Origin of the sequence: Desulfosporosinus youngiae DSM 17734, from assembly GCF_000244895.1 — a bacterium.
Classification (GTDB): domain Bacteria; phylum Bacillota; class Desulfitobacteriia; order Desulfitobacteriales; family Desulfitobacteriaceae; genus Desulfosporosinus; species Desulfosporosinus youngiae.
The window spans coordinates 2,170,245-2,187,724 of sequence record NZ_CM001441.1; the positions used below are offsets into that span (position 1 = coordinate 2,170,245).

A 17,480-nucleotide genomic window follows, 5' to 3' on the forward strand; every position below is an offset into this window, starting at 1 on the left:
AAATTGATCTACTAAACTTCGAATATCGAAATGGGCCTGTAGCTCAGTTGGTTAGAGCGCACGACTGATAATCGTGAGGTCGATGGTTCGAATCCATCTAGGCCCACCAATGGGGGTATAGCTCAGCTGGGAGAGCACCTGCCTTGCAAGCAGGGGGTCAGCGGTTCGATCCCGCTTACCTCCACCATTATCGAGGTTCGAGGCACGAAGTCCGATGTTCGAAAGAACTTAGACTCTGGTGCAAAGAATTTCGGCCATGTTCTTTGAAAACTGCATAGAGAAAGAAACTAGTAAAGTCAAAGAATTCACATCAAAACGCAAGTTTTGAGTAAACCTAGACGTAGCGATCAACTAGGTCAAGCTACTAAGGGCGTACGGTGGATGCCTAGGCGCTAAGAGTCGAAGAAGGGCGCGGTTAACAGCGAAATGCCACGGGGAATCGTAAGCAGGTTTTGATCCGTGGATACCCGAATGGGGCAACCCAACCGGAGTCATGTCCGGTTATCCTCAACTGAATACATAGGTTGATGAAGACAACCCGGGGAACTGAAACATCTAAGTACCCGGAGGAAAAGAAAGAATCATCGATTCCCTGAGTAGCGGCGAGCGAAACGGGAAGAGCCCAAACCGAATCCTTCGGGATTCGGGGTTGTAGGACCCTCTTTTAAGAATGGTTCCTTAGCTGAACAGGACTGGAACGTCCGGGCAGAGAAGGTAAGACCCCTGTAAACGAAAAGGAACCAAACTGTGAGGGAATCCTGAGTACCGCGGGACACGTGAAACCCCGTGGGAAGCAGGGAGGACCACCTCCCAAGGCTAAATACTACTTAGCGACCGATAGCGAACCAGTACCGTGAGGGAAAGGTGAAAAGCACCTCGGAAGAGGAGTGAAAAAGAACCTGAAACCGTGCGCTTACAAGCAGTCACAGCACGTTGGTGTAGTGGCGTGCCTTTTGTAGAATGAACCGGCGAGTTACGGTATGCAGCGAGGTTAAGGCGGGAAGCCGGAGCCGAAGCGAAAGCGAGTCTGAAGAGGGCGAAAGTTGCATGCTGTAGACCCGAAACCGTGTGATCTACCCATGGCCAGGGTGAAGGTGGGGTAAAACCCACTGGAGGCCCGAACTCACTGTCGTTGAAAAGGCAGGGGATGAGCTGTGGGTAGGGGTGAAATGCCAATCGAACACGGAGATAGCTGGTTCTCCCCGAAATAGCTTTAGGGCTAGCCTCAATTGATGAGCGATGGCGGTAGAGCACTGAATAGGCTAGGGGCCTTACCAGGTTACCGAACCTTATCAAACTCCGAATGCCATTGGATTTAGATTGGGAGTCAGACTGTGGGGGATAAGCTTCATAGTCGAAAGGGAAACAGCCCAGACCATCAGCTAAGGTCCCAAAGTATACACTAAGTGGGAAAGGATGTGGAATTGCACAGACAACCAGGATGTTGGCTCAGAAGCAGCCACCATTTAAAGAGTGCGTAATAGCTCACTGGTCGAGTGGTTCTGCGCCGAAAATGTAACGGGGCTCAAGTGTATCACCGAAGCTATGGCTTGCGCTTGATGCGCAGGGGTAGGGGAGCGTTCTATCAGCAGAGAAGTCATTCTGTAAGGAATGGTGGAGTGGATAGAAGTGAGAATGCCGGTATGAGTATGCGAAAAGGAAGGTGAGAATCCTTCCCGCCGAAAATCTAAGGTTTCCTGGGGAAGGCTCGTCCGCCCAGGGTAAGTCGGGACCTAAGCCGAGGCCGAAAGGCGTAGGTGATGGACAACTGGCTGAAATTCCAGTACCACCTGGAAATGTCTGAGCAATGGGGTGACACAGAAGGATAGGTTAAGCGTGCCGTTGGTCGAGCACGCCCAAGCGAGTAGGAGGTAGGGTAGGCAAATCCGCCCTGCGAGACTCTGAGACGTGATGGGGAGCGAACATAAGTAGCGAAGTAACCGACTCCAGGCTGTCAAGAAAAACCTCTAGTGAGTGACCAGGTGCCCGTACCGTAAACCGACACAGGTAGATGGGGTGAGAATCCTAAGGCGCGCGAGAAAACCCTCGTTAAGGAACTCGGCAAAATAGCCCCGTAACTTCGGGAGAAGGGGCGCTCACTGAAGAGTGAGCCGCAGAGAAATGGTCCAGGCGACTGTTTAACAAAAACACAGGTCCCTGCGAATCCGAAAGGAGAAGTATAGGGGCTGACACCTGCCCGGTGCTGGAAGGTTAAGAGGAGAGGTTAGGGGCAACCCGAAGCTTTGAATTGAAGCCCCAGTAAACGGCGGCCGTAACTATAACGGTCCTAAGGTAGCGAAATTCCTTGTCAGGTAAGTTCTGACCCGCACGAAAGGTGTAACGATCTGGACACTGTCTCAACGAGGGACTCGGCGAAATTGTAATACCCGTGAAGATGCGGGTTACCTGCGACAGGACAGAAAGACCCCATGGAGCTTTACTGCAGCTTGACATTGGATTTTGGTATAAAATGTACAGGATAGGTGGGAGACGGAGAAGCTAGGGCGCCAGCCTTGGTGGAGTCAACGGTGGGATACCACTCTTTTTGTACTGAAGTTCTAACCTAGGCCCCTGAAGCGGGGTTGGGGACAGTATCAGGTGGGCAGTTTGACTGGGGCGGTCGCCTCCTAAAGAGTAACGGAGGCGCCCAAAGGTTCCCTCAGCGCGGTTGGAAATCGCGCGAAGAGTGTAAAGGCAAAAGGGAGCTTGACTGCGAGACCAACAAGTCGGGCAGGTACGAAAGTAGGGCTTAGTGATCCGGTGGTACCGAGTGGAAGGGCCATCGCTCAACGGATAAAAGCTACCCTGGGGATAACAGGCTTATCTCCCCCAAGAGTCCATATCGACGGGGAGGTTTGGCACCTCGATGTCGGCTCATCGCATCCTGGGGCTGTAGTAGGTCCCAAGGGTTGGGCTGTTCGCCCATTAAAGCGGTACGTGAGCTGGGTTCAGAACGTCGTGAGACAGTTCGGTCCCTATCCGTCGCAGGCGCAGGAAATTTGAGAGGATCTGTCCCTAGTACGAGAGGACCGGGATGGACGAATCCCTGGTGTACCAGTTGTCTCGCCAGAGGCACAGCTGGGTAGCTATATTCGGAGCGGATAAGCGCTGAAAGCATCTAAGCGCGAAACCGGCCTCAAGATGAGATTTCCCACAGCAAAAGCTGGTAAGACCCCTGAAGGATGATCAGGTAGATAGGCCAGGTGTGGAAGCACGGTGACGTGTGGAGCTGACTGGTACTAATCGGTCGAGGGCTTGACCTAAAGTCACAGAGGTCGGAAGTCAGAAGCCAGAGGTCAGAAATGACGATGGCAACGATGGAAGGTTTCTGGATTGCGAATGACTAGGTGAGTGGCTCAAATTCTAAGACAATACTAGATAAACGACTCTGTGCAGTTTTGAGAGAACAGCGTTCGAAAGAAAGCGGCTATCTCAGACATCTGGTGATTATGCCGGAGGGGTTCCACCCGTTCCCATACCGAACACGGAAGTTAAGACCTCCAGGGCCAAGGATACTTGGAGCATAGCTCCTGGGAAAGCAGGTCATCGCCAGGTAAACAAGCGAAAGATCATCTCTAACGAGATGGTCTTTCTGTGTATCAGTGATAGACTATAATGAAAGCATCGAGGTCCGGGGTTCCACCCGTTCGATCCACACTGCAGGAGCGTGCGTTATGAGTCGCAGTGTGGCGAAAAGCTCATTCCTTCGCCACGAAGTCCACCTTTTAGGTGGGTGGCTCGGTGATACTGTCCACTGGACACTATCGTGCTTTTCGTATACCGAATACGGGAGTTCGTTGTTAGCTTTTTTGGCTTATCGGCTTGCATAGTGCATAATAGATCATCTGAAACAAGGAAACGTTATAGGAGCTGCTTAGAGGGCAATTGAAAAATCAGGCATCCTTCAATGAAAGGTGCCTAATTTTTATTTGCTTTATAACTAAACTATTAAAGGCAAACGACTGGCTAATATAAGTAACAGCGTCGGGAAGAAAAATGGCAATAAATACTATTGGAAGAACCCACGTAATTAAAGGAAAGGAAAAACTTTTGTCGAATAATCTATGGTTAATAAATTACACATGAAGGAATGGTGTTTTTTGGCTCGCTTAGAAGATGAATTTGCAAATGTTGATAGAAAGTTAAGTAATTTTGCCAGTATCAGGCGTAATTTGTATCGGGGTTTACACGTAATCTTATCCGGACTAGGGATTAAAGACAGCCTGTTTGTATTCACTGTTGCGGCAATGCTAGTTAAGTCTATATTATTTATTGGGCTTATCAATAACGATAACGCGACCCAATATAATCACATGAAAGCTTTTTATAGTTTTAGTTCTTCGCCCCCTCTGGCGGTTTACGTCTCTTTCATTGTAATAATATTAAGTTTTGCTTTTCTGTTTAAGGGTCGGTTTCGTTTTTGGTTTCTGCTAAGTTGTAACAGTTTGTTTTCCACCCTTCTCATTGTGGATCTAATGTATTATCGAGGTTATAGCAGCTTTGTAACTCCATATTTGTTAAGTCAAACCACCAACCTGGACAATCTTTTCAGTAGTATAATATCAATGTTACGTCAGGTTGACCTTTTATTTGTTCTTGATCTTATCCTGTTGCTGGGTATCGGTTTAAAGTTTAAAAAGTTTTATATTAAAACGCAAAGGAGTATTTATACTCTGTTAATCCTTTTTGTACTGTCAGTTGTGCATGTTTATTACCAGCATGTTCAAATAGACCTAAAAGGTAATGGAGATGAGATGCTGTTTAGAGTCGCTTGGTCTCCGAATCAGACCATGTCTAATCTATCTCCGCTAGGGTATCATGGCTTTGACATTTATAACTATGTTAAAGACAGTAAGGATGCGAAGTTAACTCCAGAGGAAAATGAAGAAATTAAAAATTGGCTTGCTCAAAATCAAGAGAAATTGCCGGCCAATGAGTATAAAGGGATTTTCAAGGGTAAGAATTTAATTATGATTCAAGTCGAGTCCCTCGAGACATCTGTTATAAATCAAAAAGTTAACGGTCAGGAAATCACTCCAAATCTTAATAAATTGTTAGCTAACAGTTTTTACTTTTCAAATTTTTATGAACAAGTGTATAATGGCTCAAGCTCAGATGCTGATTTAATGGCCAACACTTCGGTTTATCCTGTTCGTACCGGTGCTACCTTTTTTCGATTTCCAAACAACACTTATAATTCACTGCCGAAGCTTTTGAAGGAGGATGGGTATAGTACTTTAGCCATTCATCCTGATAAAGGATCTTATTGGAATTGGGTGCCAGCCCTGACGGCCATTGGTTTTGAAAAGACCATGGACGACTCCTGTTTTAATACGGATGAGAAGATTGGCCTGGGGCTCTGTGATGGAAGCTATTTTAAACAAATCGCGCCCCTAATCCGGGAACAAGAGCAGCCCTTCTATGATTTTATGGTGACTTTAACAAGCCACAATCCCTTTGATTTGCCAGAGCGATATCGATCACTTATGCTTAGTGAAGACTTTAATAAGACGAAGCTTGGAGGATACTTCCAAAGTATTCGTTATACCGATGAACAAATTGGCAGTTTCTTGGATACGCTGGATAAAAGCGGGGTATTGGATAATACGGTGGTTGTTATCTATGGAGATCATACAGGGGTGCATAAATACTATAATGATGAAGTCAAAGCGATTCAGCCCCAAGAAAGCTGGTGGCTCGATGACAGTAAACGAATCCCGCTTATTATCTATCATAAGGGAATGAACGGACGAGAGATCCCGACTATAGGGGGACAAATTGATACCATGCCTACGATCCTCTATCTGATGGGAATCAATGAGGAACGTTATGCGAATACTGTGTTTGGCCGAAATTTGCTCAATACAAAGAAAGATTTTGCTGTTTTAGCCAATCGAGTATACATGGGAGAGGCAGAGAATAGTACTGAATATGAGAACCATATTAAAGGGATTGATATGGCAGATCTCGTTATTCGGAAAAATTATTTTAAAGAAGCGGGATATAAATAAGAGCCTTACACAAATTCCGATAGGTTCTTAAAGATACTCATGAGTGATCTTACGGATTGTGCTGGTTTTTATTTGGATTATGACTATTTTTTGGAATGAGGCAGTGATAAGGGTGTCTTTTATGGAAATGAAATTTCTATGAAAGACACCCTTTCTCGTACTATCAATAAGGTATAAACTTGCGTTATATGCTTGCTAAGCATAAATGCAACTAAGGCGGCTGCCTTCGCGAGGCTTCCCCGCTAAGCTTTTTTATACCTATCTTTCGAAAGATCTTACTAGTTCGAACTGAGAAGACATTTAAGGCTATCCAAAATTTTGGAAATTACAATTGACGGTTTTATTTATAATTAGTATAATGATAAATAAAATTAGATGAGTTTAATACATATAACTATAGTGATTCACCCAAAAAAGAACAATATCTGAGAAGGAGGGGATTAAGCCTGTACCAAATAATCGATGAACTTATAGTTTAGGGACTTATATTAAACTAATTGGAGGTGTAACAATGACTGAACTGATTTTGTCCAGATTACAATTTGCAGTGATCACGTCTTATCATTTCTTGTTCGTGCCGCTGACCCTTGGACTAGGGGTCCTCGTTGCTATGATGGAGACCTTTTATGTTAAGACTGGAAATGAAATGTACAAGAAAATGACTAAGTTTTGGGGGAAGCTATTCCTTATTAATTTTGCCATGGGGGTTGTTACCGGAATAGTCCAAGAGTTTCAATTTGGGATGAACTGGTCTGAATATTCCCGTTTTGTAGGGGATATCTTTGGAGCACCCTTAGCAATTGAAGCTCTATTAGCGTTCTTCTTAGAGTCTACTTTTTTAGGACTGTGGGTTTTTGGATGGGATAAATTATCTAAGAAAGTTCATTTAATCACTATTTGGATTGTGGCAATTGCTTCAAACTTATCTGCGTTCTTTATTTTAGTTGCTAATTCGTTTATGCAAGAACCGGTTGGATATATTTTGCGTAATGGCCGCGCTGAGATGACCGATTTTCTCGCTTTGATTACCAATCCTCATGTATTATATCAATTTCCCCATACGGTTCTTAGCGGTTTTGTGACTGCTGGCTTTTTTGTTATGGGGGTTAGTGCTTATCATCTGGTGAAAAAGAACCATCTGGATCTTTTCAAGCGTTCCTTTCATATCGCCTTGATTTTTGGATTAATCAGTATTTTAGGAGTCACTGGAGTAGGGCATTTGCAAGGAATGCACCTTGTTGGATCACAACCCATGAAGATGGCCGCTGCCGAGGCACATTGGGAGACGGAAAATCCGGCCGGATTATCCTTATTTGCTTCCATTGATGAGCAAGGACAGAAAAACAACTTTGAGATCAAAATTCCAGCCTTGCTAAGCTTCCTTTCCTACAATAGTTTTACAGGGGAAGTTAAAGGAATTCATGAACTTCAGAATAAAGCAGTTCAGGATTATGGACCGGGCAACTATGTTCCGCCGGTAACTTCTTTGTTCTGGAGTTTTAGGATTATGCTGACGGCAGGAATTTGGTTGGTTCTGATGGCTATGCTGGGACTTTACTTCTTTAAATCCAAAAACTTAGAACAAAAGACTTGGTTCCTGAAACTTATGCTCTGGACGATTCCGGTGCCCTATATTGCCAATATTGCAGGGTGGTTTTTGGCAGAAGTAGGACGCCAGCCTTGGATTGTCTACGGGTTACAAACAGTAGAGGCCGGTGTATCAACCTCTGTTCCGGCCCTTTATATGCTCATCGCTTTTCTTGGATTCCTGCTGGTTTATGCTTGCTTAGCGGTCGTGGATATTTACCTCATGGCTAAGTATATTAAGAAGGGTCCGGAAGAGGCTGACAGGGATGAACACCTGAATAGCGAAGTTAAGGGGGCGTCATTATGGACTTAAACATCCTCTGGTTCATACTCATTACAGTCTTGTTTATTGGGTTCTTTTTCTTAGAAGGGTTTGATTTTGGGGTAGGCATATTGCTTCCTTTTCTAGGCAAGAACGATCAAGAACGTCGTATTATTATTAATACAATCGGACCCCATTGGGATGGTAATGAAGTTTGGCTGCTTACAGCCGGCGGAGCTATGTTTGCGGCCTTTCCCAATTGGTACTCCACCTTGTTCAGCGGGTTTTTTCTAGCCTTGTTTTTGGTGTTAGTATCATTAATTATTCGTGGGGTTGCGTTTGAATTTCGCAGCAGTGATTCCAGTCCTCTCTGGCGAAAAAATTGGGATCGTGCAATCTTCATAGGAAGCTTCGTTTCAGCTCTGCTCTGGGGAGTTGCTGTGACAAATTTAATCAGAGGAGTACCGATTGATGCAAATATGCAATATGCGGGAACCTTTTTTGACCTCCTTTCCCCATATACACTTGTGGGTGGTCTAACCACACTGTTTGTTTTCATGTTTCATGGCTCCTTATTCCTCAGCCTAAAGACCACAGGTGAAATGGCTGAGCGTGCGTCTAAAGCAGCGCAAGGCATTGGCTTAATCGCTATTCCAGTCGTCTTATTATTAGCAGTTCTAACCTATTTTCAGACGGATCTCTTCTCTAGCCTTGGAGCGAGTATCACTTTAGTGAGCTCCGGAGCAGCCCTTATCCTGGCCTTATTTTTGATCCGTTCACGCAAAGCCGGCTGGGCATTCGTAATGAATGGTTTAACCATTCTGCTGTTTACAGTATCCGTATTCTGGGGGCTTTTCCCTCGCGTAATAGTTTCAAGTCTGAATATAAACTGGAGTCTAACCATATATAACGCCTCATCCAGCCCGTACACCTTAAAGATTATGACGATTATTGCGCTGATCATGGTCCCCATTGTGCTCCTGTATCAAGGCTGGACGTACTGGGTCTTTCGCAAACGCATCACTGAAAAAAACCTTCACTATTAAGACGATCTTATATAGAATTAAGAAGGGCAAGATTTTCTTGCCCTTTAGGTTACTATGAAAAAAGCCTCCTGGGGTTAGACAGGAGGTCGGTTCTACTGTCTGGCTCTGGGGCGGAGCGCTTTTCAGCCGTGTTAACCCGTGCGAAGACGGTGTCTTCGGTCTGCACGCGTCTGCGAGTTCCGCCGCTGGCTCGCTGGACGGTTCGCGAGCGCGTCCGAACCTCTGGGTATTTCTGGCCGCATGCTATGCCATCCATGGCGCATGCGGCACTAGGAACATCGTGTTCCGTCGCATGTGAACCTGCGGCGCGCTACGGGGACGCGAACCGTCTGCGCTCGCCTTAGCGCGGCTCCACTGACGCATCCGCTTAGCAGACAAGCGCTCCTTCAGCCAGTTTGTTGGGAATATAAGCAGAACTTTGGGGGGAGGCTGGTAAGGCTTCGTGGAATCTTTTTCATCTTCTGATGGTGCTGCGGCAGCAGCATGGGAGGCTATTCTGAAAAATTATAGCCCCTAAAGACACGCAGAAGAATCCCCAGACCCGCAAGCAGGGCAGATTCGTCCACAGAAGCGAACCCATTGCATGGAGAGGCGGTAAAAGCCCACAAGACGATGCGGGGATACGGAGCCACGGGTTCACATCAGGTATTACCCAGAGGTTTGGCGAAGTCCCGCACCGGCGAGTGGGCCAGCCTCGGAATGCTGCGGTACGAAGACACTGTCTTCGCACGAATTAACTAATCTTGCACGGATGTGGGCGAAGCTGCCCGACCCGGGCGACCCCATTTTCATTCTTAAAACGGCCCTCTACCCAGAACCGCCCCCAACTTGAACCAGGAGATGGCAATATGTTTAATAAGCGTTTAGTTCGTGAGGGGAGACCTGTTCGGAGACTTCTATTCCTCACAGTTGGGCTCGGCATAGGGATCGCTTTATTAGCAGTCGCTCAAGCCTGGTTTTTCTCTCGTGTCGTTGCCATGGTCTTCTTAGAGGGGAGTACCCTTAAAGCAGTCTGGAGTCCCCTGTTCATGATTCTCGGTATTATCGGCCTACGTGCCGTCTTGCAATGGTTCAGTGAGATATGTGCCCATGAATCAGCTTCTTACATCAAAACGAATTTACGGAAACGCTTAATGAACCATATCCTTGCTTTAGGACCGTTGTATGCCCGCGCAGAAAGAGCGGGGGAATTAATCACAACCGCTGTGGAAGGAATAGAATCCCTGGAGAATTACTTTTCCAAGTACCTTCCCCAGCTGGTACTGGCCACAGGGATACCTCTATTAATCTTAGGATTTGTGTTTCCCCGGGACTGGGAATCCGGATTAATTCTTCTTCTAACAGGTCCGCTGATTCCCATATTCATGATTCTGATAGGAAAGCTGGCGGAAAAGAAATCCCTTCAGCAGTGGCGGCAGTTAAGCTGGATGAGTGCCCATTTCTTAGATGTTTTACAAGGATTGACGACCCTTAAAGTGTTCGGCAAGTCAAAAGCTCAGGCACAGGTGATAGAGAGAGTCAGCGATTCGTTTCGAAAATCAACCCTAAGTGTGCTGCGGATAGCCTTTTTATCGGCTCTGATGTTAGAGTTTCTGGCGACGATCAGTACTGCCCTAGTTGCCGTTGCTATAGGACTTAGACTGGTCAACGGAACCATCACCTACGACACGGGATTGTTCCTGTTACTTCTTGCCCCTGAATTCTATACTCCCTTAAGGACTCTGGGTTTGAATTTTCACGCCGGTTTGTCGGGGGTAAATGCCGCCGCTCGTATTTTTGTAATTTTAGACTTGCCGCTGGTCAACGAGCTGGACGGCAATGATCACAATAAAGTGTTATCCTCAGATTTTCAGATCTGTTTCCAGCAAGTTAGCTTGACTTACCGGGAGGGAGAGCTTCCCGCCTTAAAAGAGATTAATCTATCCATAAACAGAGGAGAAAAAATTGCTCTCGTTGGTCCCAGCGGAGGGGGTAAAACATCGATTGCCCAACTATTACTTCGTTTTATGAAACCTTCCGCAGGGCAGGTATTGGTTAATGGAGCTTCGCTCAACACGATTTCCGCAGAAAAATGGAGGGAGCAGATCGCCTACGTCCCTCAGAATCCACATCTTTTTACGGGCAGCATAGCGGAAAACATTCTCATCGGCCGGCCTGCCGCAAGGTTTGAAGAGGTGGTAAGAGCTGCCCAAGACGCTTTGGCAAACGAGTTTATTTTGACACTTCCCGACGCCTACCGAACCTTCCTTGGAGAAGGGGGTGCCCGCTTAAGCGGCGGACAGGCCCAAAGGATTGCGCTGGCCAGAGCTTTTTTGAAAGATGCCCCACTGCTTATTCTAGATGAAGCGACTTCAAATTTGGACTTAGAAAGTGAGTACTTAGTGCAAAAGGCTTTGAAGCGCCTTCTGCAGGAGAGGACCGCCATAATTATTGCCCACCGTCTGGAAACAATTTATCAGGCAGACCGCATCCTGGTAATAGATCAAGGGCAGATTGCGGAAGAGGGCAGTCATGAGGAATTGCTGAAAATGCAGGGGCTCTATTATCAACTGCTGAACAATTATCGAGGGGAATCACAATGAAGAGTATGACATGGTTAATTCACTTGATGCGGCCATACTGGCGGCGCATTCTACTGGCTTTAATCCTAAGTACTCTGACAATTACAAGTCATATCGGCCTGATGACTGCGTCAGCCTATCTTTTAGCTCGTGCTGCCCTGCACCCGCCAATCCTTGACTTAATGGTAACCATCGTTGGAGTCCGTTTCTTTGGACTCTCCCGGGCAGTCTTTCGTTACTTTGAGCGCTATGTGTCCCATGATGTAACCTTTCGGGTTTTAAGCCAAATCCGCGTGAAATTTTATGAAGGGTTAGAGCCTCTGGCCCCGGCCCGTTTATTTAACTTACAAAGTGGGGATCTGTTTAGCCGGATTGTAGCGGATGTGGAAATTCAGCAGAACTTCTTCTTAAGAGTTATAATGCCTCCCATGGCTGCTCTATTGGTTCTTTGTGGTTATGGGCTGTTTCTGGCTAATTATGATCTGAGATTTTCCGTAATTCTGGCTGCCGGTTTTTTATTGGCAGGGTTGGGGATACCCTGGATCATTCGATCTTTGAGCCAAGGGGCAGGGCGTCGGTTAGTCTCTCTAAAAGCAGAGCTGAATACTCAGATTGCTGATAGCCTTTTGGGAATTACAGAGCTGTTAGCCTATGGTCAGGCTCGTACTCAGTTGAATAAAATCGAGCGGACGAATGAGAAGCTAGCCCATCAGCAGCGACGAATCGCCCGGCTATCGGCGCTGTCCTCCTCTTTGACGGGTATGCTTGCCAATCTCAGCATGTGGCTAATTCTTGTTTTAGGGATAGTACTCGTAGAACAGGGAAAATTGAGTGGAGTTAATTTAGGAATGCTGGCTCTTGGAGCCTTTAGCAGCTTCGAGGCACTGTTTCCTTTAGCGCTTGTTCCACATCATCTTGAACAAAACCGGGCTGCCGCGGATCGCTTGCTTGAGTTAATCAAGGCCCAGCCAGCCGTAACAGATCAGGAAAGCGTGTCTCCTGAACCGAAGGAAATGAGTCTCGCCTTTCAGGAGGTCAGTTTTAGGTATGGTGAAGGGGAACCCTGGGCTTTGCAGCGGGTGTCATTTCGAATTCCTGAACAAGGCAATTTAGCGATTGTAGGAGCAAGCGGCTCGGGCAAAACCAGTGTCGTCAATCTGCTTCTTCGTTTTTGGGAGTATGATGAGGGAAAGATTGACTGGGGAGGGTATTCCCTGCGGGATTATCCCCAACAGAGGATTAGGGACAGTATAGGAGTTGTGACTCAGAGAACCCATATATTTAACGCAACCATCCGGGAGAATCTTCTTTTGGCAAACCCCGAAGCCAGGGAAGAGGAACTGATCCAGGCCGCCCAAAAGGCTAATCTTCATGATTTTATCCTGTCCCTGCCTAAAGGATATGATAGCTTCGTTGGGGAAGGAGGGTTTAAGCTATCCGGAGGGCAGAGACAGCGGTTAGCCATTGCCAGAGTCCTGTTAAAAAATGCTCCTGTCCTGATTTTGGATGAAGCTGTGGAAGGACTTGATCCCATCACAGAACGAGCGGTTATGGAAGAGGTTTATCAACTCATGGAAGGGCGCACCACGCTGATCATAACTCACCGGCTTTCCGGAATGGAGAAAATGAATGAAATTCTGGTGCTCGATCAAGGTCAGGTTGTGGAACGCGGAAAGCATAATGAACTGCTTCAACTAGAAGGATTCTATCGCAAACTGTGGGATAATACAGTACAAAGGCCGCCACTTGAAGACGTGTGATTCACGATTGGCTAAACGAACAGGACAAGGAGCTGATTTCTTCCTGGTAAGAGAAGAGATCAGCTCCTTGAAGTATCCAGGCTTGCTTATTGGTTATTTCTGAAAATCTGCCTCCTGCTCAAGCATTAATTCCGCTTCGTTAGCGGGGAGGGTCTGCACATCCTTAAGCTTGCGGGCAATGGTTCGGCTCTTTTTTGTGGCTGTATCAATGGTGTTGCTTGCTTCTTGAAGTTTCTTCTGAGTTTTTTCCAGAATCTCTACAAATTTGCCGAATTCGGTTTTTACGGCCCCCAGTAAGTTCCATACTTCGCTGGAGCGTTTCTCTATAGCCAATGTTTTGAAGCCCATTTGCAAGCTGTTTAAGAGGGCGGCCAATGTGGTGGGACCTGTAATGATAACTTTACATTCACGCTGGAGACGTTCACAAAGGCCTGGTCTGCGCAGCACCTCGGCATACAAACCTTCAACAGGTAAAAATAAGATACCAAAATCTGTGGTATGCGGGGGATCAATATATTTGTCTCTGATAGTTTTTCCCTCGGACTTTATCCGGTTTTCCAGAGATTTACCGAGCTCTTCAATGAGTAAGAGATCAGCTTGATCTTGTGCCGCGATTAACCGTTCATAATCTTCAATGGGGAATTTGGCATCAATCGGAAGCCAGATAATATTGTCCCGGCCATCCCGGGCCGGGAGCCTGATGGCGTATTCCACCCGGTCATTACTCCCTGCTTTAGTCACAACATTAGAGGAATACTGGTCAGGAGTAAGAATCTGCTCAAGCAGGCTGCCAAGCTGAATTTCGCCCCATATCCCACGGGTTTTAACATTGGTCAGAACCTTCTTCAGGTCTCCGACACCGGAAGCCAGGGTTTGCATTTCCCCCAGCCCTTTGTGTACCGCCTCTAACCGCTCACTGACCAGTTTAAAGGATTCTCCTAAACGTTGTTCAAGAGTGGAGCTGAGTTTCTCATCTACGGTTGCCCGCATCTGGTCTAATTTCCGGCCGTTATCCTGTTGGAGCAGGAGAAGACGTTCTTCTACCGTCTTGCGCATATGTTCTAATTTTAGATCATTGGTTTTGGTAAGGGAGCTTAACTGAACAGCGAAAATGTCTAATTGGTTGCGTTGAAGGCCGGCGATTTCTGTCATACGTGCCAGCACAGAATCGTTAAAGGAACAGACTGATTGATTTAATTCCTCGCGGACTTGTCTTGAGTTAGTACTTGCTTCCTCCCGGTTTTTAGCGATTTCTCCATTAACACGCCGTTCGTTGCGTTCCAGACTCTTTTCTAAGGAATCGAACTTACTTTCGAACTTGAAATAAGGATTGCGGAATGAGCGGATCATTAAGATGATAAGCAGGATAATCCCAATGACTAAAAGGATGGTTTGGATAAGGTCGATTAATACTGGTTCTGTCATGAATTGCCTCCTGAGTTAGTGTTTCTTCAACTAACACTTTATCATATTTTGTAAACAAACAGATACAATAAAAAATTATCCTTGGTTAGATTGTTTTTAAAGAGGAGATTTGATTTGGGCAGAGAATTTTACTAATTTATAGTTGAATTAAGATGCCATGGAGGAAAAATGAAGCAGTTTAAGATACATATAACAGCTCTAATGATATTAGCTTTGACCTTCGGTTTAGGAGGGTTAGCCTTTCTGGCCTTTTTTCAGACAAGAGAGCTCCTGATAACTAATCTGGAAGCGCATATTTCCTCGCTGACCCTCTCTTCAAGTTCTGAAGTGGGCTTGTGGTTGGATGCTCATAAAACAAGCGTTGAGATTATGGCTAATACACCCTTAATGGAAACGGAAGACACAGACTTGATCCTTTCCTATATGAATGAGGAACTGCAGCAGCGTAAAAGCTCTTTTCAAGAATTTTTCTATGCCGACAGTGAGGGCAATTACTTACTGAACTCCGGTCAAAAAGGCAGTATCAGTAAGCGTGAATATTTTCAAGAGGTTATGGCTGCCGGCGTTTCAGTGATCTCTGATCCCTTATTTTCCTATGGAACCGGCAAATACAGCATTGTAATAGCTGCTCCTGTTAAGAAGGATAATAAAGTCGTTGGCCTTTTTGGCGGGAGCATTGATTTGTCTGACTTGATCCATCTCGTTTCAACCAAAGGAGTTGGAGAGATAGGCAACGCGTTTATTGTTCAGAGAGATGGATTGATGATTATTCACCCCAAAGAGGATTATATCATGAGTTACAATGGGCTGATGCATAATCGGGATTCATCGGACTATATAGAAACCATTAAAAAAATGATCAGCGGAGAAACCGGAGTTACCCGGAATACATTTCAAGATGGAGATAAATATCTGGCCTATGCTCCGGTGCCAGGCCTGGAATGGTCATTGGGAGTAACTGTTCCGGCAACTTACGTCATGAATCAGTTGTACTACCTCCCTATTTACTTTATTGCTATCACAATCTTTTTTGCTCTTATTTTAGTGGTTTTAGTCAAGCGTTGGCTTGTAGTTCCACTTACTAAATTAGCGAAGTTTACTACGGAACTTAATGATAACATCAATGAACGGGTGGATACCTATCAACTGGAAAGTCCGGTTATCGAAATTAATTCGCTTGCCGATAATTTCCAGAGGATGGCAGCTGCACTTAAAGATAGTTTCCGGGACTTAGAACGTTCTAAAACTAATCTAAAAGAAGAAATCATTAGGAAAATGATGATTCAGGAAGATTTAGAAAGCAGTTACGAAGAACTTGCGGCAGTTGAGGAAGAACTAAGGGCTAATTATGAGAAACTGCAATCTAAGGAAGCACTGCTTAGAGAATCGGAACGTCGGTTGCGCTCCATGCTCGAGAACGTAAAACTTATCACAGGGATAATAGATAAGGATGGACGGATCAGTTTTTGTAATGACTTCATATTGGGGTTAACCGGCTTGCAAAGGGACGAAGTGGTTGGACATGACTTTTTTGAGGTTTTCGTTCCGCCGAAATATCGCTTAGAGGCCTATGCTTGGTTTAAGGAGGTATTAAACAGTAAAAAGATTGCTGTCCATAATATCTACCCTGTTCGAACGAAAGATGGAAACAGTCGGTTTGTTCATTGGAATCATACCCTCTTATTTGATGCTGAGGGTAATGTCTCTGGTATTGCCAGCATTGGCGAAGATATTACCGAGCGTAAACAATTTCAGGAGAAGCTCGTCCATCTTAGTTTCCATGATGTCTTAACTGAGCTGTATAACCGCACTTATTTTGAAGAAAAAATGCGTTTCCTCAAAGGGGATGATTTCGCTCCGGTTGGGATGATTGTTTGTGACGTCGACGGACTGAAACTGGTCAATGATACACTGGGACATACCACCGGCGACAAATTGCTTTGGCTGACGGCAGGTCTTATTAAGAAGTGTTTTCGGGAAGAGGACCTTGTTTTTAGAATAGGCGGAGATGAGTTTGCCATCATTTTGCCGAATAGTGAATTAACGGTCGTTGAACAGGCCTGCCATAGAATTCGAATGGCTGTTGAAAGGTATAACTCCGAAAACGAGGAGTTTCCTCTCAGCTTATCCATGGGTTTTGCCGTGAGTGGGAGGATGAATGTGGATGTGGGAGAGGTGTTCAGAGAAGCGGATGATGGTATGTACCGTGAAAAATTACATCGCAGTAAAAGTACCCGCAGCGCTTTAGTTCAGGCCATGATGAAAGCCCTTGAGGCCAGAGATTTTATTACAGAAGGACATGCAGACCGGCTGCAGGATCTGGTCATCTCTTTAGGTCAAGCGTTGGCGTTGTCGGAGCGGACTCTCTCAGATTTAAGACTTCTGGCCCAATTCCATGACATTGGAAAAGTAGGCATCCCTGATCGCATTCTTTTCAAACCGGGACGTCTTAATGAGGAAGAATTTAAAGAAATGCAGCGGCATAGTGAGATCGGACATAGAATTGCTCAGTCCGCCCCCGACCTGATACCTATCGCTGATTTTATCCTGAGGCATCATGAATGGTGGAACGGCCAGGGCTATCCCTTGGGACTCAAAGCAGATAAAATCCCTTTAGAGTGCCGTATATTAGCCATAGCTGATGCTTACGATGCAATGACCAGCAATCGCCCCTACCGGAAAGCCATGACTCAAGAGCAAGCCTTTCAGGAATTAAACAAAAATAAAGGGGTTCAATTTGATCCCCAGCTCGTCCCCATATTTATTGAAGTAATCAGGTGTGATCAATTTGCAATTCAAATGGAGGGCTTTAACTAAATTTTATACTT

At 45.7% G+C, this 17,480-nt stretch carries 8 protein-coding genes, 2 tRNA genes and 2 rRNA genes; 11 read left to right on the forward strand and 1 reads right to left on the reverse strand.

The annotated features are described in order from the left end of the window. Positions 1-32: 32 nt before the first annotated feature. The 10 genes from DESYODRAFT_RS10195 (at position 33) to cydC (ending at position 13,227) form a co-directional block, all read left to right on the forward strand. Positions 33-109: transfer RNA gene (locus DESYODRAFT_RS10195), tRNA-Ile, on the forward strand. A 2-nt stretch (positions 110-111) separates the two neighbouring features. Continuing rightward, positions 112-187: transfer RNA gene (locus DESYODRAFT_RS10200), tRNA-Ala, on the forward strand. A gap of 167 nt (positions 188-354) precedes the next feature. Then, a 23S ribosomal RNA gene (locus tag DESYODRAFT_RS10205) occupies positions 355-3,263 on the forward strand. Between the two features lie 176 nt (positions 3,264-3,439). Further along, positions 3,440-3,555: ribosomal RNA gene (gene rrf / locus DESYODRAFT_RS10210) — 5S ribosomal RNA — on the forward strand. A gap of 1,010 nt (positions 3,556-4,565) precedes the next feature. After that, entirely contained in the window at positions 4,566-6,011 is a 1,446-nt protein-coding gene (locus DESYODRAFT_RS10215) for an LTA synthase family protein (RefSeq protein WP_242833608.1), read from the forward strand. Positions 6,012-6,522: 511 nt separating this feature from the next. Further along, complete coding sequence (locus tag DESYODRAFT_RS10220) at positions 6,523-7,911, forward strand: cytochrome ubiquinol oxidase subunit I (protein ID WP_007782647.1); 1,389 nt, start codon at positions 6,523-6,525, stop codon at positions 7,909-7,911. Then, on the forward strand, positions 7,902-8,906 hold the full coding sequence (gene cydB, locus DESYODRAFT_RS10225; protein WP_007782649.1) for a cytochrome d ubiquinol oxidase subunit II: 1,005 nt from the start codon (positions 7,902-7,904) through the stop codon (positions 8,904-8,906). Before DESYODRAFT_RS10220 ends, cydB begins: the two co-directional genes overlap by 10 nt. A 579-nt stretch (positions 8,907-9,485) precedes the next feature. After that, on the forward strand, positions 9,486-9,647 hold the full coding sequence (locus tag DESYODRAFT_RS28695; RefSeq protein WP_169315919.1) for a hypothetical protein: 162 nt from the start codon (positions 9,486-9,488) through the stop codon (positions 9,645-9,647). A gap of 107 nt (positions 9,648-9,754) precedes the next feature. After that, positions 9,755-11,488, forward strand: coding sequence for a thiol reductant ABC exporter subunit CydD (gene cydD, locus DESYODRAFT_RS10230; RefSeq protein WP_007782651.1), 1,734 nt, complete (start codon positions 9,755-9,757; stop codon positions 11,486-11,488). Next, positions 11,485-13,227, forward strand: a complete 1,743-nt coding sequence (cydC, locus tag DESYODRAFT_RS10235; protein ID WP_007782654.1) for a thiol reductant ABC exporter subunit CydC — start codon at positions 11,485-11,487, stop codon at positions 13,225-13,227. Before cydD ends, cydC begins: the two co-directional genes overlap by 4 nt. Positions 13,228-13,320: 93 nt before the next feature. On the opposite strand, the gene DESYODRAFT_RS10240 is transcribed toward cydC, so the two are convergent. Then, positions 13,321-14,652: a DNA recombination protein RmuC gene (locus tag DESYODRAFT_RS10240; RefSeq protein ID WP_007782656.1), complete on the reverse strand. Its 1,332-nt coding sequence runs from the start codon at positions 14,650-14,652 to the stop codon at positions 13,321-13,323. A gap of 168 nt (positions 14,653-14,820) precedes the next feature. On the opposite strand from DESYODRAFT_RS10240, the gene DESYODRAFT_RS10245 reads away from it, so the two are divergent. Then, complete coding sequence (locus DESYODRAFT_RS10245) at positions 14,821-17,469, forward strand: HD domain-containing phosphohydrolase (RefSeq protein ID WP_007782660.1); 2,649 nt, start codon at positions 14,821-14,823, stop codon at positions 17,467-17,469. The last annotated feature ends 11 nt before the right edge of the window (positions 17,470-17,480 follow it).